This window comes from Pirellulimonas nuda (assembly GCF_007750855.1).
Classification (GTDB): Bacteria; Planctomycetota; Planctomycetia; order Pirellulales; family Lacipirellulaceae; genus Pirellulimonas; species Pirellulimonas nuda.
Window position 1 is genome coordinate 6486269 of the sequence record NZ_CP036291.1, and the last position, 24745, is coordinate 6511013.

At 68.8% G+C, this 24745-nt stretch carries 15 protein-coding genes; 6 read left to right on the forward strand and 9 right to left on the reverse strand.

Annotated features, from left to right (window positions below; translation table 11 throughout):
* The first annotated feature begins 195 nt into the window (after nucleotides 1-195).
* The 3 genes from cutA (at nucleotide 196) to Pla175_RS25205 (ending at nucleotide 1667) form a co-directional block, all read left to right on the forward strand.
* Complete coding sequence (gene cutA / locus Pla175_RS25195) at nucleotides 196-513, forward strand: divalent-cation tolerance protein CutA (protein ID WP_145291840.1); 318 nt, start codon at nucleotides 196-198, stop codon at nucleotides 511-513.
* Nucleotides 489-923 (forward strand): hypothetical protein, encoded by a 435-nt coding sequence (locus tag Pla175_RS25200; RefSeq protein WP_145291841.1) that lies wholly within the window; start codon nucleotides 489-491, stop codon nucleotides 921-923. The genes cutA and Pla175_RS25200 overlap by 25 nt, the downstream gene beginning before the upstream one ends.
* A 228-nt stretch (nucleotides 924-1151) precedes the next feature.
* A complete protein-coding gene (locus Pla175_RS25205) occupies nucleotides 1152-1667 on the forward strand; it encodes a TPR end-of-group domain-containing protein (RefSeq protein ID WP_145291842.1) in 516 nt (171 codons plus the stop codon).
* A gap of 183 nt (nucleotides 1668-1850) precedes the next feature.
* Here Pla175_RS25205 and Pla175_RS25210 read toward each other — a convergent pair whose 3' ends face one another.
* Nucleotides 1851-3698 carry a BBP7 family outer membrane beta-barrel protein gene (locus Pla175_RS25210; protein ID WP_145291843.1) on the reverse strand — a complete coding sequence of 616 codons (1848 nt, stop codon included), beginning with the start codon at nucleotides 3696-3698 and terminating at the stop codon, nucleotides 1851-1853.
* A 455-nt stretch (nucleotides 3699-4153) separates the two neighbouring features.
* Nucleotides 4154-4972 carry a ParA family protein gene (locus Pla175_RS25215; protein ID WP_145291844.1) on the reverse strand — a complete coding sequence of 273 codons (819 nt, stop codon included), beginning with the start codon at nucleotides 4970-4972 and terminating at the stop codon, nucleotides 4154-4156.
* A 362-nt stretch (nucleotides 4973-5334) separates the two neighbouring features.
* Between Pla175_RS25215 and Pla175_RS25220 the strand changes: the two genes are divergently transcribed.
* The 3 genes from Pla175_RS25220 to Pla175_RS25230 all read left to right on the forward strand — a co-directional run bounded on the left by Pla175_RS25220 (nucleotide 5335) and on the right by Pla175_RS25230 (nucleotide 11588).
* Nucleotides 5335-6132 (forward strand): ABC transporter ATP-binding protein, encoded by a 798-nt coding sequence (locus Pla175_RS25220; RefSeq protein WP_145291845.1) that lies wholly within the window; start codon nucleotides 5335-5337, stop codon nucleotides 6130-6132.
* Nucleotides 6133-6367: 235 nt separating this feature from the next.
* Complete coding sequence (locus Pla175_RS25225; protein WP_145291846.1) at nucleotides 6368-9190, forward strand: Gldg family protein; 2823 nt, start codon at nucleotides 6368-6370, stop codon at nucleotides 9188-9190.
* Nucleotides 9191-9389: 199 nt separating this feature from the next.
* Complete coding sequence (locus tag Pla175_RS25230) at nucleotides 9390-11588, forward strand: DUF4340 domain-containing protein (protein ID WP_145291847.1); 2199 nt, start codon at nucleotides 9390-9392, stop codon at nucleotides 11586-11588.
* Nucleotides 11589-11625: 37 nt separating this feature from the next.
* On the opposite strand, the gene Pla175_RS25235 is transcribed toward Pla175_RS25230, so the two are convergent.
* The 7 genes from Pla175_RS25235 to Pla175_RS25265 all read right to left on the reverse strand — a co-directional run bounded on the left by Pla175_RS25235 (nucleotide 11626) and on the right by Pla175_RS25265 (nucleotide 24421).
* Nucleotides 11626-11946 carry a gamma-butyrobetaine hydroxylase-like domain-containing protein gene (locus tag Pla175_RS25235; RefSeq protein ID WP_145291848.1) on the reverse strand — a complete coding sequence of 107 codons (321 nt, stop codon included), beginning with the start codon at nucleotides 11944-11946 and terminating at the stop codon, nucleotides 11626-11628.
* Entirely contained in the window at nucleotides 11943-13295 is a 1353-nt protein-coding gene (locus Pla175_RS25240; protein ID WP_145291849.1) for a phenylacetate--CoA ligase family protein, read from the reverse strand. The genes Pla175_RS25235 and Pla175_RS25240 overlap by 4 nt, the downstream gene beginning before the upstream one ends.
* Before the next feature lie 333 nt (nucleotides 13296-13628).
* Nucleotides 13629-15485, reverse strand: coding sequence for a sigma 54-interacting transcriptional regulator (locus Pla175_RS25245; protein ID WP_145291850.1), 1857 nt, complete (start codon nucleotides 15483-15485; stop codon nucleotides 13629-13631).
* Nucleotides 15486-16075: 590 nt separating this feature from the next.
* On the reverse strand, nucleotides 16076-16948 hold the full coding sequence (locus Pla175_RS25250) for a transglutaminase family protein (protein WP_145291851.1): 873 nt from the start codon (nucleotides 16946-16948) through the stop codon (nucleotides 16076-16078).
* Nucleotides 16949-16970: 22 nt separating this feature from the next.
* Nucleotides 16971-19541, reverse strand: coding sequence for a circularly permuted type 2 ATP-grasp protein (locus tag Pla175_RS25255; RefSeq protein WP_145291852.1), 2571 nt, complete (start codon nucleotides 19539-19541; stop codon nucleotides 16971-16973).
* A gap of 314 nt (nucleotides 19542-19855) precedes the next feature.
* Nucleotides 19856-23200 carry a transglutaminase family protein gene (locus tag Pla175_RS25260; protein WP_145291853.1) on the reverse strand — a complete coding sequence of 1115 codons (3345 nt, stop codon included), beginning with the start codon at nucleotides 23198-23200 and terminating at the stop codon, nucleotides 19856-19858.
* A 246-nt stretch (nucleotides 23201-23446) separates the two neighbouring features.
* Nucleotides 23447-24421 (reverse strand): alpha-E domain-containing protein, encoded by a 975-nt coding sequence (locus Pla175_RS25265; RefSeq protein WP_145291854.1) that lies wholly within the window; start codon nucleotides 24419-24421, stop codon nucleotides 23447-23449.
* Nucleotides 24422-24745 lie beyond the last annotated feature (324 nt).

Sequence of the window (24745 nt, forward strand, 5' to 3'; positions counted from 1 at the left end):
CACGGTTCAGTCGAGTCTGTAGCATAACCAGAGCGGGTCGGCCCAGAGACGGCCAATCGCTTAGGATGGCTCCAGCGAACCGGCTCGACAATACCTTCACCGACTCAAGCAACGCAAGTTCCGCGACCGCGCTGCGCTGCGCGGCTGGCGGGCTTGGCGGGTTGCCTCATTGCGACTTCCCAGGGGCGGCGTCCGATGAACGACTACTGGCTGATCACCACCACCACGGGCGACCACGCCGTCGCCGAGCGCATCGCTGTGCAATTGGTCGAGCAGCGGCTGGCGGCCTGCGTGCAGGTCAGCGGTCCGATCCGCAGCACCTACCACTGGCAGGGCGCCATCGAGACGGGCGAAGAATGGCTGGTCACGGCCAAGAGCCGGTCCGACCTGTTCAGTCGGGTCGAGCAAACGATCGTCGGGCTTCACCCGTACGACGTGCCAGAAGTTGTGGCGACGCCGCTGACCGCGGTGGGCGCCGCCTACGGCGCGTGGCTGGCCGCGTCGCTGAAGTAGCGGCCGCGCCCGCCGGCGCGCAGGCCAGCAGCGCCAGGGTCGACCCCATCAGTTGCAGCGCCGCCACCAGCGACGGGTGGGGCAGCGGCGGGGGGGGCGTCGCGGCGCGGAACCAGGCGGGACGCTCCCAGCCGTGGCTGGTGCGGACCCACGACGGCTCGGTCTGGGCCCGCGAGACGGGCGCCGCGGACAACAGCATCGTGATCAACAGGAGCTTTCTCACGCAGCCCCCCAAGGCAAGCGGGGGGCCGTTCGCGCGCCGCAATCGGGCCGGCGGCGCTAACTGCTTGCGGCGCCTGCACTTCGCTCTTGGCAGGCGGCGGGCCGCGGGATCGCGACGCGGCGATTTCGCCACACGGCCCGCGGGGGCGCGTGGCGGAAACGCCACGCCCCGGCGGGGCCGGGTCTAGGTGTCCACCCCTCCGCGGGGTGCGGCGTTTGCCCGGTCGACAGGACCGACAACTCCGGAAGACTCGATTTTCTGGCCGTTACTGCCTGCGCCGCACCGGTTTACGGCGCGACTTTTGGCGGAGTGTTTGGGCCCCGGGCCGCGTAGGGATAGAATCCAGGCGCTGCGTCGGGGTCGGGCGCAGCAACGACGATGTTCAACGCGCACGCCCAATTTGGAGAGCCCGCACGTGGTCCGACTCGCAGCCAAACAACTCGAAAAAGCGACGCTGGAAGCGGAAGGTTACCTAGAGCTGGGGATGAGGCCACACGCCCTGGCCGCGCTGCAGCGACGCGGCAAACTAGTGCACGGCGACGCCCGGGCCTGCTACCTGCTGGGCGAAACGCTCCGCGAGCTGGACCGTTACCGCGACGCCCTCTACCCGCTGCAACGCAGCGCCGCCCTGGACGGCGACAACCTGCACGTGTGGCTCGCGCTGGGGTGGTGTTACAAACGGACCGGGCAGCTCCGGCGGGCGATCGAGGCCCTGGAGCGCGCCATGGAGCACGAGCCGCGTCAGGCGATCTTGCACTACAATCTGGCCTGCTACTGGAGCCTCGCCGGGCAACGCGGGCCCGCGATCGAGTGCCTGGCGCGGGCGCTGGAGCTGGACGCGGAGTTCCGCTACCTGATCCCCGAAGAGCACGACTTCGACGCGATCCGCAACGACCCCGACTTCCGCATGCTCACGGCGGTGGTGGTTTAGGCATCGGCGCTCGAAAGCGGGATGGGCCGGGTCCGAAGCGAGGGGACTCCGGCTCCTTTCGCACCGAGCCCCATGACGGGCCAGCGTCCCCCCGCGGTGGACTCGACCCATCCAACAAAACAAAACCGCCCGGTCGCTTGAGCGACCGGGCGGTTTGTTCGTTTCACGTGTAGCAGCCGGCGACTAGAACTTGCACTCGGCGCCCAACTGCAGGCCTTGCAGGAAGAGCGAGTCGGTCGAGTCGATGTAGCCGACGTGGCGGTGGTTCATCCAGTTGCTCGGCACCTGGTTCTGCGCCGTGGCGATGCCGGAGACCGCGATCAAGCGGTACGCGGCGGTGGCCCGCCACCGGCAGCTAAGCTGGTAGGCGACGCCGGTGCGGAGCTCGCCCAAGAAGGCGACTTGGTCCTTGTCGGAGCGGACCGCGGCGTCGCCGCCGGTGCCGACAAACCGCACCATGCCGCCGCCGTCGGTGTAGACGCGTTGGTAGGCCTCGATGTGGTTGTTGTAGACGCCGAAGTTGGTGTCCGCGAAGACCGACCAGTGGCACCCACACATCCAGTTCATGCTGCAGCCAAGCTGGAAGCCGACCATGTTGTTGTCGACCTCGATGTCGTGCAGCAGCACGTTGTCGTCTGGCGGGAAGCCACCCACGTAGGCGGTGGGGTTGGTTCCGACGGGGGCGGGCATGACGCCGCCGGCGCCGTCGTCAACGGTGAACATCACCGCGTTCTGGAAGCTCTCGTCCAGCTTCAGGTAGCGTACGCCCAGCAGGCCGTTGCACACAAAGCGGCGCTTCGGGGCGCAGGTGTTGCAGGACATCGGGGCGCACCCGTCGTAGCCGCCGCAGTCGGAGACCGCGGTGCAGGCGCCGTAGCCGGCGCTGGGGCTGCAACCCGCGGACGAGGGGGTGCCGAACCGCCAGAAGTTGAGCTCGACGTTCTGGGCGTTAAACGACTGACGCACGCGGTTGGCCAGCACGCGGATGTCGTTCACACCCGGCTGGTACGGCATCGCGTCTTCGATGGGCATCTGATAGTCGTAGTAGTGATTCACCGGGCGGTAGGCGTAGTTGGCGCCGCCGGTGCCGTCGCGGTCGTACTCGATGCCGGCGTAGTTGATGTTGCCGTACATACGCGTAGTGCCGCCGAAGTTGTCGGTCATCAGGGCCGTTTCGGTCTGATCCGCGATGCCCCAGTAGCCGAGCTCCCAAGCAAAGGGGCGGGTCCCCGAGCAGTCGCAGGCCGAGGCGCAACCGAAGGTGCTGCCGAAGCGGATCTCACCCCCCCCCTGGATGCCGGGGTTGGCGGCGTTGCTGGAGAGGTAGGTGACCGAGTCGTTCGGGTAGTACGGGTAGGCGGCCGGCGTGTTGGGCACGTACGTGGCCACCTTGGTGTCGCCGATGTTGCTGCGCTGCAGCAGCAGGCCGTAGGCGCCCACAAACCACTGCCGGCGCGGCGTGGGGGTGTAGCAGCCCGCGCCGTAGTCGCAGCAGCCCGAGTCGGGGTAGCCGGCATAGCCGCTGCACCCGGTGGTGCAGCCGGCGGCCGGGGCCCCGGTGTAGCCCGACCAATCGGCCGCGCCTTGGTTGCAGTTGCAGTCGCCCTGCGCGGGGCTGCCCGAGTAGGCGGCCGGGTGCGAGTACGCCTCGGCCGACGGGTAGCTGTTGTAGCCCCCCTGCGGCGCGGGCATCGGCTGACCGGGCTGCTGGCCCATCGCCGGCGCGGGCGCTGGGTTCACCGGTCGCGCCGGCTGAGGCACTTGTTCTTGCGGCGTCGGCAGGTCGGCGTTCTGCGCGGCGTAGGCGACACGCGGCGCGGGGCCGTAGTTCACCTGCGGGTAGGCCGGCGGCTGAGTCGCCTGCTGCTGGTAGTAGGGCTGTGGGTAGGGCTGCTGCGCGGGCGCCTGGGGGCGCTGGGCGGGCGAGTAGGCGCCGGGCCCGTAGGCCGGGTACTGCGCCGCCGCCATCTGGGCGAGCATCGCTGCGAGCGCGAACGTCGCGCCGCGTGTAGCCTGAGACTGGAGCTTCATCCTTGAACTCTCCTGTTAGTCCGTCGTGGGTCGCGACGGCCGGGGCGGCGCGGGCCGTTCTGGGCCGATCGTTCTTGCTGAGAGGCGCGCGTCCGCCGCGGGCCCCAAGCCGAGGGATTACGGGCCCCCGGCTGAGACGCGGGTAAGCGCCTCACCAGACGTTTTCGACCGTGGCGGACCGTGCCGGCGCTACAATTCGCGCATCCGGACCTAGGAACGACCGAGCGCGGCCGCTACACGCGCAACGCTGAGAAAAGAGGCCGCAGAGGCCCGGCGCCGCTTAATCGGAAAAGCTTGCCTCACGCGACCAGGGGGCCGGGCTATCCGCGAGCCGGGCCGTCCTCGGCCCCGGCGCGGGGGCCGGACGCGTGTGTGGCAGAATCACCCGCACCGCGCCGGGGGCGGGGGCGGGGACGCCCCGGCTCGCTGGCGGCTCGGTGGGAGGGCGGGCGGCGCTAGGCGGCCGTGGTCAGCAGCTTGCGGCCGGCGTAGTAGGCTTCTACCTCGGCGCCGAGCGAGGCGTAGTCTTCGGCACCACGCGAGTCGGCGGCGTAGCCGAAGATCGACTGCCCGAAGCTGGGCGCCTCGGCCAGGCGGATGTTGCGGCGCACGCGGGTTTCGAACAACCGCACGCTGCTCCAAACCGGGCCCGAGCCGCGGAGCTGGCCGAAGAACCGGCCGACGTCTTCGCTTACCTCGGTCGCTAGGCGGGTGCCCGATTCGTACATGCAGAGCACCACTCCGGCCATCCGCAGCCGCGGGTTGAGCCGCTCGGACACCAGGCCGACCGTCTGCATCAGCTTCGACAGGCCGTGCAGCGCCAAGAAGTGGGGCTGCATCGGCAGGAAGACGTCCTCGACCGCGGTAAGCGCGTTGAGCGTCAGCACGCCGAGCGACGGGGGGCAGTCGATCAGCAGGTAGTCGAAGCGGTCTGCTTGCGACGCTAGCTTGTCTCGCAGGATCACCTCGCGTCCCACCACGCCGGCCAGCTCGACCTCTACGGCGGCCAGGTCGATGTGCGCGGGGGCGACCTGCAGGTTCGTGTCGCCGTGGCGCCACAGGTCGTCCAGCGTGGCGTCGCCGGCCAGCAGGTCGTACATCGTGGCTTCGGGCCGCTTGGGGTCGACCCCCAGGTGGATCGACGCGTGGGCCTGGGGGTCCATGTCCAGCAGGCCGACGCGGAACCCGGAGCGGGCCAGGGCGGCGCTCAGGTTGACGGCCGTGGTGGTTTTCCCCACGCCCCCTTTCTGATTAATGACCGCGATCGACCGCATGGGGATTCCTCTATCTGGCGTGAAAGCTTCCTAGCCGACGGGCTACGCCCCGTTGGCGCGGCGTCCCCACGGGGGCGGGAGTCTAGATGCACGCCCCACCCCAGGCCCAGAGCAATCGCCCCCTGGAAAGAAGTGGTGGGCCGACTGGGGCGCCTGGGAGATTTATCCGAACCGGCCCCGGCGGGGGTCCGTAGCGTAAGAGTCGCCCCTGAAAACCGCTGCGCACCGGTCGCGGCGGGCCGGGCGGCCGCCTAGACAACCCAGAGCAACCAGGGCTACCCTAACGGGCCAGTGCGGGTTTTTTCGCCAAGGATCCGCTGCTAGCGGCCCCGCCGCCCCTTCTTCCGGAGCAACGCACAACGATGAGTGATTCGACGACCGACCCCGCGGACGGGCAGACCAATCGGCCGGAGGCCGTGCCAGGCCGGCCGGAGGCCATGATCGAGGCGGTCGGCCTCTCGAAGTTCTACGGCGACTTTGCCGCCACGCGGGACGTTACGTTCACGGTCCGCACGGGCGAGGTAGCGGCGTTCCTCGGCCCCAACGGCGCCGGCAAGAGCACCACCATGAAGCTGCTCACCGGCTACCTGGCGCCCAGCGCCGGCGAGGCCCGCATCGCCGGCTTCGACATGTTCAAGGATCGCATCGACGGCTCGCGGCGGCTGGGCTACCTGCCGGAGAACGGCCCCCTCTACCCGGACATGTCGCCCCGATCGAGCCTGCAGTTCTTCGGCCGGATCCGCGGCCTGAGCACGGCGCAGATCGAAGACCGCATCGAGAAGGTGGTCGACCTGTGCCGGCTCTCCAGCGTGATCGGCAAGCCGGTCGGCAAGCTCTCCAAGGGCTTCCGTCAACGCGTCGGCATGGCCCAGGTGCTGCTGCACGAGCCGGACGTGCTGATCCTGGACGAGCCGACCGCGGGGCTCGACCCCAACCAGATCCGCGAGGTGCGCAAGATGATCCGCACGCTGGGCGAGACCAAGACCATCCTGCTGAGCACGCACATCCTGCAGGAAGTAGAGGCCATGTGTAACCGCGTGATCTTTATCAACGAGGGGCGCGTCGTGTTCGACGGCACGCCGCTGGGTTTCAAAGCGGCCGAGGCCGACCTTGACCAGCGGTTCCAGCAGCTCACCAGCGGCGGCGCCGCCATCGCGTAAGTGAAACCACAGAGTCACTAAGGACACTGAGACGGACAGAGGAACCAGGAAAGCCCAATGTCCAAGCCCCAATGACCAAGAGATGAAACGCGGTAGTTCAGTTGCAATTGGTTATTCAGGCTTGATCATCGGTTGTTTTGATTTCTTTCTCTGTTCGTCTCTGTGACCTCCGTGGCTCTGTGGTGAGTTTTTATTGCTTTCCAATCACCAGTCTCTACTCACCACGACCCAACTGATGAACTGGACGATTATCCACGCGATCTTCCGTCGCGACTTCGTGAGCTACTTCTCGAACCCGACCGGCTACGTCTTCATCTGCGTGTTCGTGATGCTCAGCAGCCTGGCGGCGTTCTGGCCGCCGGAGTTCTTCGCCAACAACCTGGCGAACCTCGACCAGCTCAGCACCTGGATGCCGTTCATCCTGCTGGTGTTCGTGCCGGCGATCACCATGAGCACCTGGGCGGAAGAACGCCGCCAGGGGACCGACGAGCTGCTGCTGACGCTCCCCTCGACCGACGTCGACGTGGTGTTGGGCAAGTACCTGGCCGCCGTGGCCATCTTCACCGTCGCGCTGCTGTTCAGCATGGTCTCGGTGCTGCTGGTGTTCCTCTACGGGCTCGGTGAGCCCGACCTCGGTTTGTACGTGGGCGCCTACCTGGGCTACTGGTTTGTCGGCCTGGCGATGCTGTCGATCGGCATGGTGGCCTCGTTCCTTACTTCGAACCTCACGGTCGGCTTCATCCTGGGCATGCTGTTCAACGCCCCGCTGGCGATCGCCGGCGTGGCGGACTGGGTGGTGAAAGACCCCGCGATGGCCCAGGCGGTCCGCCGCTGGAGCGCGCTGGAGCAGTTCGCCGACTTCCAACGCGGCGTGTTCACCCTCAGCGGAGCGGTTTACTTCCTCAGCATCGCGGCCGTGATGCTGTACGTGAGCATGATCCTCATCGGCCGCCGGCACTGGACCGGCGGGGCCGACGGCGCCTCGCGCGGCGGGCACTTCCTCACCCGCGTGGTGGCCCTGCTGCTGGTCGCCGGGGCGGCCAACTACGCCCTGTCGAACCTGGGCTGGGGACGCGCCGACCTGTCGGTCGAGCAGCTCAACTCGCTCTCCCCCAAGACCAAAGAGATGGTCCGCAAGCTGGCCGACGACAAAGACGTGCGGCCCATCCGCGTGACCGCCTACGTCAGCCCCCAGGTCCCCAGCGAGCTGGCCGCCCAGAAACGCGACCTGCTGGCCACGCTCCGCGAGCTGCAAAGCATCTCCGGCGGCAAGGTGCAGGTAGACGTCAACCAGATCGAGACCTTCAGCGAAGAAGCCACCTACGCCGAACGCAACTTCGGCATCGAGGCCCGCGACGTCGAGACGACCCAGCGCGGCGCCCGCACCCGCGAAGAGGTGTTCCTCGGCGCCGCGTTCGAGTGCGGGCTGGACAAGGTGGTGATCCCGTTCTTCGACCGCGGCATCCCGGTGGAGTACGAGGTGGTCCGCTCGATCGCCACGGTCGCCCAGCAGAAGCGTAAGCGCGTGGGGGTGGTGAAGACCGCCGCCAGCCTGCTGGGGGGCTTCAACATGCAGTCGATGGGCCAGAACGAAGAATCCCAGCTCGTGACCGAGCTCAAGAAGCAGTACGACGTCGTGGAGGTCGACCCGGCCGGGCCGATCGCGGACGACTACGACGTGCTGCTGGCGGTGCAGCCCAGTTCGCTGCGGCCCGAGCAGCTCGACAACTTTGTCGCCGCGGTCAAGGCCGGCATCCCGACCGCCATCTTCGAAGACCCCTACCCCGTGACCGACTTCGCCGCCACGACCGTGGGCACCGCTCAAGACAACCGTCCCGCGGGCGGCCCGATGGCCATGTTCGGCGGGGGCCAGGCCGAGCCCAAGGGAGACATCTCGCAGCTCTGGCGGCTGCTGGGGGTGCGGTTCGACGGCCAGCAGCTTGTCTGGCAAGAGTACAACCCCTACCCCGGCGCCGAGGCCTTCACCACGCCCGACTGGGTGTACGTTGATCAGGACAACGGCGCCGAGGAGCCGTTCAACCCCGCGAACATGATCTCGAACGGGATGAAGCAGGTGCTGTTCTTGTTCGCGGGCTCGGTGGCGCCGGCGCCGGGGTCGAAGCTCGACTTCCAGCCGCTGGCGGTCACCAACGAAGCGCGTTCCGGGGTCATGAGCTACCAAGAGGCCGAGATGGCCGCCCGGTCCCCCAACATGGCCCGCCGCTCCCCGCCCACGCGCACCACCAGCTACGTGATCGCGGCGGAGATCAGCGGCAAGCCCCCCGAGGAAGACTCGCTCTCGGCGGACGAGGTCAACACCGGCGAGCTGAGCGAAGAAGACCTGAAAGAAGAGAAGCCGGCCGGCGCCGACTCCAAGGAGAAGGAGCCCGCGACGCCGCCGATCAAGGCGGTGGTGGTGGCGGACATCGACTGCCTGAGCAACATCTTCTTCATGATCCGCGCCCTGGGCGACCAAGAGGGTTCGCCGGTGGACTGGCGGTTCCAGAACACCACGTTCGTGCTGAACATCCTCGACTCGCTGGCGAATGACGAGCGGTTTGTCGACATCCGCAAGCGGACCCGCGAGCACCGCACGCTGACGCTGATCGAAGACGCCACTTACGAGGCCCGCAAGGAGGCCCTGACCGAGCGTTCGGAGTTCAGCAAGGAAGCCGAAGAGCAGATCGAGCTGGCGCAGCAGAAGTTCCGCGAGGCGATCGACGAGATCCGCAACCGCCCCGGGCTCTCGGCGCAGCAGAAGGCCGTGCTGGTGGACCAGGAGCAGGCCCGCCGGCAGCGGATGCTGGACGTCGAGACCAACCGCCTCCGCCAGAGCGCCCAACGCAAGACGCGGCAGATCGAGCGCGACCTCACCGCCGAGGTGCGGGGCGTGCAGGACTTCTTCAAGTTCACGGCCGTGATCCTGCCGCCGATCTTGCCGATCCTGCTGGCCGCGATCGTCTTCTTCCACCGCCGCCAGGCGGAGCAAGAAGGGGTGGCGAAAGAACGCCTGCGGTTCCACACGGCGGAACAGGAACCGGTCGTTAAGAAAGATTAACCACTGAGCCACACAGACCACGGAGACGACCGGGAGACCAACTACAGAAAGACTCTCGCAGAGGCGCAGAGACGCAGAGGAGTCAGCGCTGACTCCAACGATGACTTCCTCTGCGTCTCTGCGCCTCTGCGAGAGATAATTTGGAGTGCGATCCAGGACCCTCCGTAGTGTGCTTTTTAGCTATGAGTATGCGAGAACTATGAACGAATCCACCAAGACCTTCCTGTTCGTTGGCGTCGCCGCGGCGTGCGTGGCCGCCGCGGTTGCGACGCGTCCCCAGGCGATCGACCTGGAACGCGAGGCCCAGAGCCGCACCGGCAAGCCGCTGGTCGTCAAGTTCGACCCCGAGCAGGCGGCCCGGCTGCGGATCACCCGCTTCAACGAAGAGACCGCCACGCTCAGCGAGTTCGAGGTGGCCGAACGCGACGGCGTTTGGACCCTCCCCTCCAAGAGCGGCTACCCGGCCGACGCCGAGAAGCAGATGGGCGAGGCGGCCGCCGGCGTGATGGACCGCGAGGTGCTGCGGATCGCCAGCAAGCTGCCGGCCGACCACGAGGAGTACGGCGTCGTCGACCCCAAGAGCAGCAAGCTGGCCGTGGGGCAGACCGGCGTCGGCGTCCGCGTGGCGATGCTGGACGGCAGCGACAAGCCGCTGATCGACCTGATCATCGGCAAGGAGGTCAAGGGCTCCGAGAACCAGCGCTACGTCCGACTCGCCGACCAGGACGTGGTGTACGTGGTGGACGTCGACCCCAGCAAGTTCCCCACCAAGTTCGACGACTGGATCGAGGACGACCTGCTCAAGATCAACCCGTGGGACCTGGAGCAGGTGACCCTGGACAACTACAGCGCGTCTGCCGAGCTGGCGATGACGGCCGATGGCCGGATCGTGCCGCAGCTCAAGCAGAGCTACGACGACCAGATGACGCTCACCTACGACGACGGCGCCGGCGAGTGGCAGGCGAAGCGGATCGCCGTGTACGACAACCTCAAGCAGGGGTACGACGAGGTTGAGCTGTCCGCAGAACAAGAGCTGGACCCGGACAAGCTGCGAGAGCTCAAGGACGCGCTGGACAACCTGAAGATCGTCGACGTCGAACGCAAGCCCGAAGGGCTCAGCGGAAGCCTCAAGGCGGGCGAAGACTTCCTCAAGGACACCGCCACGATCGAGAGCCTGGCCCGACGCGGCTTCCTGGCCGTGGGGCGCCGCGGCGGCGGCGTCGAGCTGATCTCCAGCGAAGGAGAGTTTGTGGCCACGATGAAGGACGGCGTCGAGTACGTCCTGCGGTTCGGCGGCCTGCAAGCAGACGAAGACGAGGCCGCCCAGCCCGCCGCGGGCGCCGACCCAGATGCGTCCGCCGATGGCGCCCCGGAAGAGGCCGGCGGCGTGAACCGCTACTTGTTCGTGATGGCCCGCTTCGACGAGAACGCGATCGAGAAGCCGGAGCTGGAAGAGCTGCCGGCCCTGCCCGAGGGCGCCCAGGAGCCCAAGGACGAATCGGCAAACGACGAACCCGCCGACGACGAGCCCGCCAAAGACGACGCGGACACGCCCGACGCCGACAAGCCGGCCGATGACGAAGCGGATGGCGAAGCGGGCGACGAAAAGAAGGACGACGCTGCGGCCGAAGACGCCGACGGAGCCGCCAAGGCGGGCAACAGCGAACTGGTGGACGAGGTCATCGCCCAGCGGAAAGAGATTGAGCAGTCCAACCAGCGCAAGCTGGACGCCTACCAAGAGAAGATCAAGGCGGGCCAGGAGCGGGTCAAGGAGCTCAACGCCCGCTTCGGCGACTGGTACTACGTGATCTCCAACCAGGTCTACCAGAAGATCCACCTCACCCACAAAGACGTCATCAAGACCAAAGAGGCGCCCGAGGGCGAAGCGGCCAGCGAATCGGCGCCCCCCGCCGGCGCCGGCGGCATCCAGGGCCTGCCGAACCTGGGCGGCATGCTCGGGGGACCGGGCGGCCCGCCCAACGCCCCGGCCGAAACCACCCCCGACCCCGCGGCCGAAGAGATGACGCCGGAAGCAGAAGGGTCGGACGAGGCAGAGCCGTCAAAGGAAGAATCGGAGCCTTCAGCGAAAGATGCTGAGCCCTCAGTGGAAGACGCTGAGCCTTCAGCGGAGGACGCGGAGCCCTCAGCAGAGGAATCCGAGCCCTCAGCAGAAGATGCGGAGCCCTCAGCCGAAAACGCAGAGCCCGCTAGCGAGAAGATGGAGTCGGAGGACGCGGAGCCTTCGGCAGAGGAATCCGAGCCATCAGCGGAAGAATCGGAGCCTTCAGCAGAAAAACCAGAAGCCTCTGCGGAGGATGGGAAGCAGCCGGCCGAGCCGGCCGACGAGCCTGATGCGCCGCAGTCCGACCCGGCGGAAGAGGACGGGGCGGGTCGGTGAAATACTCCGGCGGCTGACGCCGGAGGCTATGCGGTCGCTACGCGCTCTCGCCCAGCTCGCGTAGCCTTTCGAACGTGAACAGCCCCGTGTTGTGGCCGTCGCTAAAATGGATGCGGTAGGCGTACGAGCCGACCGGCGCCATGCCGATGATCTCTAGCGGGAGCGTCTCGGCCTCGCTCAGCACGTTGAGTTGCAGCGGCGAAGGGGGGGGCGCCGATTGCTTCTCTCGGCACGACGCGCAGGGGCAGGCCCCTCGCAGCTCGCGGGCCGAGTACTCGCGCGTCTGGCCGTCGCTCCAGGCGATCCGCAGCCGGCGCTCGGGTAGCCTCTCGATACCGGTGGGTGTGGGCTGGCTCATGACTCTCCTCGTTTGTCGATGAAGCGGCGGCTCTTCCCCTCGCTGCGGGGCAGGCTCCCGGGGGGCGCCATCGTCACCTCCACCGACAGCCCGATCCGTAGCCGGAGCTGCTCGGCGACTTGTTGGGGCGTGATAGGCGTGGGCCATTCGAGTTCGGACGCGCCGACCGAAGGTCGGCTGCTGCTGTCTTGTGGTGACGGCGCGGTGCGGGGCTCGACCTCGACTAGCAGGTCGTCCATGGCGCCCCGCTTGCGGGCGGTCACGCGGTACTCGGCGACCCCCGGCAGGTCGAGCAGCACCGCGTCGATGGCGCTGGGGAAGACGTTCACGCCGCGGATCACCAGCATATCGTCGGCCCGCCCCAGCACGCCGCCGGCCAGGTGCACAAAGCGGTTGTCGCCCTCGAAGCGCCAGCTAGGCCGCACCAGGTCGCCGGTGCGGTAGCGGACCACCGGGGAGCCCCAGCGGCCCAGGCTGGTGAGGATCAGGTGGGAGAGCTCGCCCTCGGCCGCGGGCCGGCCCGACTCGACCGAGAGGAACTCGGCGATGAACTCGCTCTCCAGCACGTGCAGCCCCCGGCCGGCGGGGTCGCCGTAGCCCCAGGGGCCGACCTCGCTGGCGCCGCTGTGGTCGGTCAGCCGGGCGCCCCACGCCTGCTCGATCCGCTGCCGCACGGCGGGGACGCTGCCGCCGGGTTCGCCTGCCACGATGATCCTTTCCACTCCCAGGCCGGCCGGATCGCACCCCAGCGCCACGGCCTCGTCCGCCAGCCGCATCGCGTACGTGGGCGTGCACAGCAGCACCGAGGCGCGGACACGGCGGATCAGGTCGATGCGGGCGGCGCTGCCCATGCCCCCCGCGGGCGCGGCGAGCACGCCCCGCGCGGCCAGCGCGTCGAACGCGCTCCAGAAGCCGATGAAGGGGCCGAACGAGAAGGCCAGCACCGCGCGGTCGCGGCGGGTCACGCCGGCCGCGTCCAGCACGAAGGCCCAGCAATCGATCCACCACTGCCAGTCGAGCGCCGTGTCGAGCACCATCAGCGGCCGGCCGCGGGTGCCGCTGGTCTGGTGCAGCCGGACGTACGACTCTAGCGGGGCGGTGTGGTTGCGGGCGGGCTGGTCGTCGGTGTCGGGGATCAGGGCGTCCTTGTCCGTGAACGGCAGGCCCGCGATCTGGTCGATCCGATCCAGACGTGTTGGAGCATCCGCCAACAACTCCCGGTACATCCCGCCGGCGCCCCGGAGCCGCGCAAGCAGCCCGTTGAGCTTCTGGAGCTGGACCGCCTCGAGCGCAGCCCGGTCGAGCCCCTCGAGTCGGCGGCGATCGGTAGCGGCCAGGGAGTCGCTCATCAGCGGTCTTCTCTTGGCGAAAAAATTAACCACGGAGTCACTGAGGGCACAGAGACGGACGGAGACCGTGTAAACGGCCTCCTGTCAACAACTGTGTCAGTCATGAAAGGATCTCGCGGAGGCGCAGAGATGCAGTGATGCAGAGGAAAAATCTGAAGGTTCAATCACTAAGCCCTTGTCATAAGCAGTGCGGAGCAAACACCACGAGCATTCTAGTCTCGAAGGACTGGTCACCGCCGCTTGGCGTCCTCTGCGTCTCCGCGCCTCTGCGAGAGGATCCTTCTGCCGTCTCCGTTCGTCTCTGTGTGCTCTGTGACTCCGTGGTTAATCGCCTCACCGCTCGATGCCGTGCTGTTCGAACTTGCGGTACAGGGTCGCCCGGCCGATGCCCAGCAGCTTGGCCGCCTCGGGGACGGCGCCCCCGGTGCGCTCCAGCGCGGTGAGGATTAGTTTACGCTCCCAGTGGTCGATCCGCAGGCTCTCGGCGGGGGCCGAGGGCTCGGGGGCCGAGGCGTCGCGCAGCGCCAGGTCGGAGGGCTCGATCACGCCCCCCTCGGCCAGCACCACGGCGCTGTCCATCACGTTGCGGAGCTGCCGGACGTTGCCGGGCCAGCGGTACCCCAGCAGCATCTCGCGGGCCGCGGGGGAGAGGGTCAGCCCGGGGCGGCCGTGCTCGCCGCGGAAGTGTTCGAGGAAGAAGTCGACCAGCAGGCCGATGTCTTCGCCCCGGTCGCGCAGCGGGGGGACTTGCAGCTCGAAGACGCTGAGCCGGTAGTAGAGGTCTTCGCGGAACCGCTTCTCGCGGACGTAGGTCTGCAGGTCTTGGTTGGTGGCGGCCACCAGGCGGACGTTGACGGCGATCTCCTTGGCGCCCCCCACCGGCAGGAACGGCCTGCCGTCGAGCACGCGCAGCAGCTTGGCCTGCCCCTCGAGCGACAGCTCCCCCACCTCGTCGAGAAACAGCGTCCCCAGGTCGGCCTGCTGGAAGTAGCCCACGTGGTCGCGGTCGGCGCCGGTGAACGAGCCCGACTTGTGGCCGAAGAGCTGGCTCTCCATCAGGTCGGCCGGGATCGCGGCGCAGTTGACCGAAACCATCGGGCGGTCGGCCCGCGGGCTGGCGCGGTGCACGGCGCGGGCGACCAGCTCTTTGCCCACGCCGCTCTCGCCGCGCACCAGCACGCACCCCGAGGCGGGCGCCACCTTGGCGATCTTGCTCTTGAGCGACAGCATCGGGGGGCTCTCGCCCACCAGCTCGGCGAACCCCGGCGAACGCTTCACCAGCCGGTCGAGGTCGATCGCCATCTGGGTGAACTGCACGGCGCGGGCCAGCGCCACGCTCAGCAGGTTCGCGACCGAGATGATGAAGTCGAACTCCGACTGGCGGAACCGCCCCGCCGCCGAGTAGACGTGCACGGCGCCGAGCCGCTTCTTCTGGTCCCCCTCGACCCGAGCGATCAGCGGCGCGCACACCGCGTCGGAGAAGTGCGCCAGGCTGGAGTCTTCTTGGGGCGCCTCCTGGTTGGCCACCCACACGGCGTGGCCGCGCTTGAGCACCAGGTCGGTGAGCGACGGGCTGAGGCGGACGCTCTCGGCCGCGTCCTCCGGCAGCACCATCTTGGGGCGGAGCTTCCCCTCGTCGTCGATCCACAGGAACCCGACCACCGAGGCGCCGGTGCGCGACCGCAGCAGGTCGAGCGACTCTCGGACGGTCTCTTCCGGGTCGGTGGTGGACAGCAGCCTGACCGCGAGCTGGTGCCGGAGCGTGAGCTCCTTGACCCGCTCGAGGCTGGGGGCGGCGCCGAGCGACTCCGGCTCGGCGGGGGGCGATTCGACCGAGGCGTCCAGGACCAGCGTGTGGGTGTCGCTGGGGTCGCCCCCGGCGGCCGTGGGGGGCTGGTCGGCCTGGTGGAACTCGAGGTCGGTGGTGCCGATCCGCACGACGTGGCCCTCCCCCAGCGCGGCGGACTCGGCCCGCTGGCCGTTGACGAAGGTGCCGTTGCGGCTCTCGCAGTCGCGTACGACCCAGCGTCCCTCCTCGAGCGCCACCTGGGCGTGCACGCGGGAGCAGAGGCGGTCGTTGAGCGTGAGGTCGCAGTCGCCGCCGCGGCCCATGGTGACGGGCCGCTCGCCGTTGAGCGTGGTCACGACCCCGACCCGGTCGCCGCTCAGGATGGTCAGGTAGGCGTACAACGGCGGCCGTTTTGGGGGTTCGGGGTGCGGGGCCGCGGGGGGGCCCGCGGCGTTCCATCCACCACTCTATACGCGCCGCGCCGGGGGGGAAAACCGGCAAGCGGGGTCGGCTTTTCCTGGCTGCCAGCACCCGCGGCGGCTCCCCGCCGGTGGCGGTCGCTTGCTGCGCCCCGCCGCCCCCCCTATACTCGGCGATTCGATTCACCTCCCCCCGTCCACACAGGCTGCCAGTTGGGAACGAAGAAATCAGGTAAGGGCCGGCGCAAGCAGGGCCGCAAAAAGCGGCGCATGCGGGCCAAGATCCGCCACCGCAAGAAATAGCGCCGCGGAGCGCTTCTCGTCGCTTCGTCCGTGGGCGGCCCGTTCGTGGTCGCCACCAGGCCCCCGCCGCCAAGCCGCCTACGGGCGTACGCCGCGGCGGGCCGAACCCGCCCCGCTGACCGCGGCCGCTGTCTGCTGCGCCGACGGGCGCGGGGCTTTGGCGCCTAGGGGCGCGCGGCCTTGGCGCCTAGGGGCGCGGGGCTTTGAGACGCGGCACGCACTGCCGCCCGAGACGTGCACCAGGGTGCAATGCGCCGCTACCCCTTGGGTTACTTCAGAGGCTCAACGTCCACGCTGACCTCTAGCGTGTGCTGGCCGCCGCCGATGAACACCCCGCGAAGCGGCGGCACGTCGCCGTAGTCGCGCCCGCGGGCGACCGTGATGTGGTCCTGCCCGGTGATCACGTCGTTGGTGGGGTCGAGGTCGACCCACCCCAACGCCCCGCAGTAGACGCTGGCCCAGGCGTGCGACGCGTCGGCGCCCACCAGCCGCGGCTTGCCCGGCGGGGGCTGGGTGCGCAGGTAGCCGCTGACGTACGCCCCCGGGAGCCCCAGCGAGCGGAGCGCCGCCAGCATGATGTGGGCAAAGTCTTGGCACACGCCCCGGCGGCCGTCGAACGCCTCCTCCACCGGCGTGGTGACCACCGTGGCGCCGGGCTCGTACTTGAAGTCGGCGTGGACCCGGCGGCACAGGTCGAGCGCCCCCGCCAGCACCTGCCGGCCCGGGGGGAACGACTCGGCGGCGTAGGCCGCGATCGCGGGGCTGGCGGTGGCCCGGGGCGAACCGATGGAGAGCTCGATCACCGCGGGGAGCGTCGCCGCCAGCCCGGGGAGCGAGCCACGCACCCCCTCCCACGGCTCCGACTCACGGCCCGCGACCACGCTGGGGGGCGCCACGCACACCTCACTCTCCGCGCGCACCACCAACTGTTCGTAGCCCTCGTAGAACGAGAACACCGACACGGTGTTGCCGAAGTAGTCGGTCCGCTCCGACTGGCTGGAGGGCTCTGGCGAGACCCTTAGCTGGAAGCGCAGCAGCTCTTGGCCCGGCCCGACGAGGGGCCGGAGCCACGCCTCGTTGAAACCCACCGAGACGCGGTTCTCGCTGAGGTAGCGGGTGATGTGGACGACTCGGTAGCGCATGGCGCCGGGCGACGGTGTGGGTTTAGGAACGCAGCATGGGGTCTTCGGCCATCTGGCGCGGAGGACCCGAGTGGACAAGGTACTTTGCGGTGAGCCGGTCGCGCAGGTCGGACATGCCGGTCTCGATCTCGGAGAACAAGGAGATCAGCCGCACCGGGGGGGATTCGGCCAGCTCTTCAAGCGTGAGCATCCGCACCGCGTGCACCGCGGCGATCGCCAGCCGGGCGTGCAGGCTGCGCAGCGGGTGGTTGCTGGCCGACGGGAGCGCCTCAACGTGCTCCGCCAGCCGCACCACCTGGTACGCCAGCGAGTGGGGGTTCGTCTCGTCTACCAGAACTAGGTCCATCACCGCGTGCTGCTGCATGCGGTCGAGGTAGCGCACCCGGTAGGTCATCTGGCAGTTCACGACGTCCAGCAGCGCCTTGAGCACCTCCGGCCGCGCGAGCGACTCGGCCTCGGCGGCTGCGTCTACCAGGCTGGCGACGTTGCGGGCCGCCTCGATGCGCCGGCCCATGTCGAGGAACCGCCAGGCGGGGCCGCGGGTCATCCCTTCTTGCACCAGCCCCGTGGCGGCGGCCAGGCCCCCCAGCAGGTCGTCCAGCAAGCGGTTGAGCAGCTCCAGGTCGGCGTCGCCGCTGGCCGCGCCGTGCAAGAACGCCCCGGCGGCGCCGTGCAGCCGGCGCCAGGTGTCGTGGCTGATCCAGTCCCGCACCTGCGACGCCAGCCGGCGCAGCTCGGCGACGCTGCCGGCCAGCCCACGCGGCTCGCCGGGGTCGCACGCGGCCCGGGGGAGCGCCTTGGCGAGCGACGGCAGCCGGCGGCTGAAGTCTTCCAGCACAAAGTCGGGGGCGATCTGCCCCACCTGCACCAGCGCCCGGGCGAGCGTCGCGACCTCGGGCACCTCCTTCTCGCTCTCGGCGCTGAGCCTGTCGACCGTGCAGCGGATCAGCCGCGCCAGGTGGTCGCTGCGCTGCATCGAGATGCCCAACCAGAACAGGTTGTCCGCCACCCGGCTGGGGAACATCGCCCCGGTGCGGCGGAGCGGCGCCAGGCGGTGCGGGGGCTCCAGCAGGGTGACGCGGTCGATCTCGCCCCCGGCCAGCACCCACAGGTCTTTGCTCTGATCGCCGGCGGTGATGGCCAGCTCCATCGGTTCGGAGGTGGGCGCCACGCGCACCAGCCCGCCGGGCAGCGTGCGGTACTGCTCCCCGTGCCGGTAGGAGAACGCCCGCACCGCCACGTGGCCCGCCTCCAGGTGGTCGCCGTGCCACACGGGCGCCGCCGAGCGGGCGATCAGCTCTTGAGCCACGAAGGCGGCCGGGTCGGCGCGGATGCGGTCCGCCAACTGGCGCCGGCCGTCGATGGAGAGCTTGTGGACGATGATCTCTTCGCGCCCGCTGGGCTCGAACGCGGGCTTCACGACCAGCGACTCGAGGTTGGCCAGCACGTAGGCCAGCGCAGACGCGTCGCCGCACCACCAGGTAGCGACCGACGGCATCGCCAGGGGCTCGCCCAGCAGCGCCTGGCACAGCGGCGGCAAGAACGCCATCAGGATGGGCGCCTCGACCAGCCCGCAGCCCGGCGTGTTGGCCAGCTTGACCCCGCCGGCCCGCACCGCCCCCAGCAGCCCGGGGACCCCGTGCCGCCAGGCGCCCCCCAGCTCCAGCGGGTCGAGCCCGCGCTCGTTGCCGCGGGAGAACAGCACGTCGATAGGCGCCAGCCCGTCCAGCGTCTTGAGGAAGACGCGGCTGTTGCGCACCGCCAGGTCTCCCCCCTCGACCAGGGTGAAGCCCAAGTACCTCGCAAGGAAGACGTCCTCGAAGTGGAACGTCGCTTCGGGGCCGGAGGTGAGCAGGGCGATCCGCGGCGCGTCTGCCCGACGCGCCACGTGCTCGGTGAGCGTTTGCTGGAAGCCGGCGAAGAACGACGCGATCCGCTGCACCCCCAGGTCGTGCAGCAACTGCGGGACGCTGCGTAGCGACACCAGGCGGTTCTCGATCGCAAAGCCGAGCCCCGTGGGGGCGTCGGTGCGGTCCGCCATCACCCACCACGCGCCGCTGGGAGAGCGGGCCAGCTCGGCCGCGTAGAAGTCGAGTCGCGGCTCTTCTGCGGGACGCAGCCCGTGGAATGCGCGGAGGAACCCCGGGTGCCGGAAGACCACCTCGCCGGGCAGCAGCCCCTGGCGCACCAGCCGCTGCGGGCCGTGCAGGTCGCGGACCACCTCGTCCAGCAGCCGGGCGCGTTGATCGAGGCCGTGCGAGGCCGCCTGCCAGTCGTCCGCCGGCTCGATCAGCGGCAGCAGGTCGAGCTTCAGGGGGCCGCGGGCCTCTTCTTCGCGGGCGAACACGTCGAACGTGACGCCGTCTTCCTGAAGCAAGCGGTTGGCGCGGACGGCCCGCTCGGCGAAATCCCCCGCGGGCAACGCGTTGATCGCTGAAAACAGGGCGTCCCAGTGCGGCCGCGGGGCGCCCCTGCCGGCCGACGAGTCGTCGAACGCCTCGTTGTAGACGCCTGGGGGGCAGGCGATCTTCATCGAGCTCATCGATGCCGACGGGCCCGTGGCGCTGGGTGCGGGCGTCTTTGCCATGCTCATCGACAATCCATTGCGGGTCGCGGACAAGTTACTGGCTACGACGTCCGGGGCCAAGCCGCCTTTGACAGTTTAGGTAACCGCCACGCCGCCACGAGCGCCAAGCACGCCACGACGGACGGGGACCGACAGGAAGAAGAACAAGTTGATTGCGATGGAAGCACTTCTCTGAAGAGAGTTCGTGTTCATCCGGCAAATCCTGTCGCTACCTTTCGTCCGTCTTGGCGCTTCTTGGCGACCTTGGCGGTTCAATTCTCTCTTCTTTACTCCCGTCGTGGCGTGCTTGGCGGTCGTGGCGTCGTGGCGGTTGAGGTCCTTCACACCGACGCCCACCGCAGGTCGAGCGTGTGGGGGAAGTCGGGGTGGCGTGGGAGGGTGCGGGGTTCCAGGCGTCCGCCGGTGTGGCCGATCTCGGTAAACCGCCCCCCGCGGCGGCTCTCCGCCTCCAGGGCGTTGACCGGGAAATTGGCCGAGTTGATCCCCCCGGGGTGGTCCACGTAGTAGCGGGCCCCCCCCAGCGATCGGTGGTTGTGCAGGTCGACCAGGTCGAACACCAGCGGGGTGTTCACCGGGATCGTCGGGTGCAAGCAGCTCGGGGGCTGCCATGCGCGGTAGCGCACGCCGGAAAAGTGCTGGCCCACCTGCCCGGTCGGCTTGAGCGGCACGCGAACGCCGTTGCAGGCCAGCGCGTAGCGGTCGGTCACCAGGCCATCGACCAGCACCTGCAGGCGCTCGACAGAGGAGTCGACGTACCGCGCGGTCCCGCCCCCGCCCGGCTCCTCGCCCAGCACGTACCAGGGCTCGATCGCCGTACGCAGCTCCACCTCGATCCCCTCCCGCTCGAACACGCCGATCCGCGGGCAGCGGAACTCGATGTGGGGGGCAAACCACGCGGGGTCCAGCCTCATGCCCGCCTCGGCCAGGTCGCTCAGCACGCGGTCGAAGTCCTTGGTGAGCGGCAGCGGCAGCATGAACCGGTCGTGCAGCGCCGTGCCCCAATGGATCAGCGGGTCGGTGTGGGGCTTCTCCCAGAACATCACCGTCAGGGCGCGCACCAACAACTGCTGCACCAGGCTCATCCGCACGTGGGGCGGCATCTCGAACGCCCGCAGCTCGACCAGCCCCAGCCGCCCGGTCGACGAGTCGGGGGAGAAGAGCTTGTCGATGCAGATCTCGGCCCGGTGGGTGTTGCCCGTCAGGTCGACCATCAGGTTGCGGAAGACGCGGTCGACCAGCCACGGGGGGGTGCTGCCGAAGTCGGGCACCTGCTTGAACGCCAACTCCAGCTCGTACATCGCGTCGCGGCGCCCCTCGTCGACACGCGGCGCCTGGCTGGTGGGGCCGATGAACAAGCCGGAGAACAAGTACGACAGCGACGGGTGGTTGTTCCAGTAGCCGATCAGGCTCCGCAGCATGTCGGGGCGGCGGAGGAACGGGCTGTCGCCCGGCGTCGGCCCGCCGAGCACCAGGTGGTTGCCCCCGCCGGTGCCGGAGTGCCGGCCGTCGAGCTGGAACTTCTCGGTCCCCAGCCGCGTCTGGTGGGCGTCTTCGTACACCCCTTGGGTGATCTCCTTCAGCTCGTCCCAATTGCTGCCGGGCTGGATGTTCACCTCGATCACCCCGGGGTCGGGGGTCACCTTGATCACCTTCAGCCGGTGGTCGGCCGGGGGGAGGTAGCCCTCGATCACTACCGGCGTGTCGAGCGTCTCGGCCGTTTCTTCGATCGCCGCGACCAGCTCGAGGTAGTCCTCCAGCGTGTGGACCGGCGGCATGAAGATGTGCAGCCGGCCGTCGCGCGGCTCGATGCACATGGCCGTCCGCACCACGCCCAGCGGCGCCAGCGGGGGGGGGCCTTCTTCGTCCCACGCGGGGGTCTCGTACAACGCGTCGCGGCGCTCCTGACGGGTGATGGTCGCCTCGACCGGGTCCTGGGCGCGTTGCCGCGCGGCCTCGCGCAGCCGCTCGTACTCCGGCAGACCCGTGCGGGGGCGGTGCGGGTCTTCCGGGTAGAACCGGCCGAGGTCCGCGACGCCCACCTTCGGCAGGCTCTCCAGCGGCAGCCGCAGGCCCACGGGCGAATCGCCCGGCACCAGCAGCAAGCGGTCGGAGCGGAACGGCCAGGGGCCGCTGGTCCAGCGTGGGCGGGCCTGCCACCAGGCGCGGGTGAGCGGCAGCACGTAGCCCACCGGCCGGGCGGCGCCGCGTTCCAGCATCTTGGCGAGCCGGCGGCGCTCTTCGGGAGAATCTAGATCGAACTTGGTCGGGTCGACGTCGGTGGGGAGCCGCTGCTCGATCGACAGCGTGTGCAACGGGTCCTCGTACGCGGGGCGGGCCCAGCGGTCGTCCACCATCAGCCGGTCGCACAGGCCCCCCAACAGCCGCGCGGCCTCTTCGATGCTGGCCTCGCCCGGCTCGGAGACCTCGCCGAACAGCTTGGGGTTCGACCAGATCGGCTCGCCGTCGGCACGCCACAGGCAGGCGTACGACCAACGGGGCAGCGACTCGCCGGGGTACCACTTCCCTTGGCCGTAGTGCATCAGCCCGCCGGGGGCGAAGCGGTCGCGCAGCCGGCGGATGAGCTGGTCGCTGCGTTGCTGCTTCATCGGACCGACCGCGGCGGTGTTCCACTCGGCGCCCTCCATGTCGTCGATCGACACGAAGGTCGGCTCGCCCCCCATCGTCAGCCGCACGTCGCCGGCCACCAGGCGTGCGTCGACCTCGGCGCCGAGCCGGTCGACCGCGTCCCACTGGGCGTCGGTGTAGGGCTTGGTGACGCGTGGGTCTTCGTGGACGCGCGTGACGGTCATGTCGAATTCGAACTCGCACTCGCACGGCTCCACCCCGCCGGAGATCGGGGCCGCGGTCTGCGGCATCGGGGTGGCGGCCAGCGGCAGGTGCCCCTCGCCCGCCAGCAGCCCCGAGGTGGGGTCGAGGCCGATCCAGCCGGCGCCCGGCAGGAAGACCTCCGTCCAGGCGTGCAGGTCGGTGAAGTCGGCCTCGGGGCCGGGGGGGCCGTCGAGCGGCTTGACGTCGGGCGCCAGTTGGATCAGGTACCCGGACACAAACCGGCTCGCCATGCCGAACTTCCGCAGCAGCTCCGCCAGCAACCAGGCCGAGTCGCGGCACGAGCCGCTGCCGGTGGTGAGCGTCTCTTCGGGCGACTGCACGCCCGGCTCCATCCGGATCAGGTAGCTGATGTCCTTCTGCAGCCGCTGGTTGATGTCGACCACGAAGTCGAGCGTCCGCCGCGGCGTGGCGTCGAGCGAGTGGAAGTACTCGAGGAACCTGGGCGTCTCCTTGGCCGGCTCGAGGAAGCTCAGCAGGTCGTGCCTGAGGTCGGAGTCGTACTTGAAGGGGAACTCGGCCGCCTCGTCGGCGACGAAGAAGTTGAACGGGTTGATGGTGGTCATCTCGGCCACCAGGTCCACCGTGACGCTAAACTTGTCGGTCGGCGTGTGGAACAGCAGCCGCGCAATGAAGTTGCCGAACGGGTCCTGCTGCCAGTTGATGAAGTGGTCGTCCGGCTCGATCTTCAACGAGTAAGCGCTGACCGGCGTGCGGCAGTGGGCCGCGGGCCGCAGCCGCACCGCCTGGGGGCCGAGGCTGACCCTGCGGTCGTAGTGGTACGAGGTCTTGTGGTGGAGGGCGACTCGGATCGGCATCGAGGGTGTCTATCGTAGGGGGTCGAACATTGTGTGTCAGGCCCGGAGGGCCGACGGCGTATAGCCAGGGGCGCGAGCCCCTGGAATCGTTTCAATGCGTATCACAAGCCCCGGAGGGGCGACGGCGCAACCAAGATCTCCGTCGCCCCTCCGGGGCTAGTTTCCTTCCGTTCCGCTCTCCAGGGGCTCGCGCCCCTGGCTATACGCCGTCGCCCCTCCGGGGCTACTCGCCCGCCGCGGGGTGCGTCACGCCTGCTGCGACTGGGTCTGTGTCTGCATCGGCGGGACGAAGAAGAACGTTTGGAAGATCGCTTCTCCGATATCGTTCAATCGGCGTTGGAAGTCGTCGATAAACTCATGCATTCCGGAAGTAACGATTTCATCGATCGAGGCGTAGTTGAGCCGGGAGTTGAGCTGCCCCATCGTCTGCTCGGCGGTGTTGGTGAAGAACCCGGGCGCCGAGCCGGAGATGGTCCGCAGGCACTGCTCTGCGTGGTTCACGCAGAAGTGCATCGACCGCGGGAAGTAGCGGTCCAGGATCAAGAACTCCGCCACGTTCTTGGGGCTGATCTGCCCGAACCGCTTGCGGTACATGTGCAGCGAGCTGGTCGACTCCAGCAGCGCCGACCACTGCACCACGTCCAGCGTCGACCCGACCGCCAGGGGGTTGGGCAGCAGGGTGTAGTACTTCACGTCGAGGATCCGCGAGGTCTTGTCGGCCCGCTCGATCAGCCGCCCGAGCTGGCTGAAGCTCCAGGCCTCGGTGTGCGACAGCGTCGCCGCGGTCACCCCGATCACCTGGTGGCTTGAGCGCTTGACGCGCTGGATGAGCGCCGAGGGGTTCCGCAGCACCTCCGCGGGGTCCAGCTCTGCCTCGCGCACCCGCAGGTAGAACCGGTTCACGGCCTCCCACATGGCGGTGGTCAGCTCGCCGCGTACGGCCCGGGCGTTCTCGCGGGCGGCCCGCACGCACTGGCTCAAGGAGTTGGGGTTGTCGCGTTCCAGCAGCAGGAAGTTGAGCACCCTCTCGCGGCTGTAGTCGTCGGCGTACAGCTTCTTGTAGGGGGCCTCGTCGCCGCTGGCGTAGATCAGCGGAGACCACTGCGAGTGGGCGCCCCCCAGCGCAAGCGACTGGTTCACGTCGATAAAACGGGCGATGTTCTCCGCCCGCTCAACGTAGCGGCTCATCCAGTAGATCGCGTCTGCGACTCGACTCAGCATTGGTAGTAGGTGTTGGGTCTTAGGTGTTAGGTATTAGTCGTTAGGACGCGAGTTAGTAGGGTGCGATGCAGCGTAGCGGAATCGCACCGGGCGGGGGGTTGAGGGATTGGGGATAGAGCACGCATTGTGGTGCGATTCCGCTTCGCTTGATCGCACCCTACATCTATGGTGAATGACCAATGACCAAGCCTAAATGACCAAAACTCGCAAGCGATCCTGGACATTGGTCATTCCGACTGCCACGCTCACTCAGCCACTCCGGGGGCGAGGACGCCCCGGCCCACGCACGCTGCTTTTCTCTATCATCTAACCTCTATCCTCGAT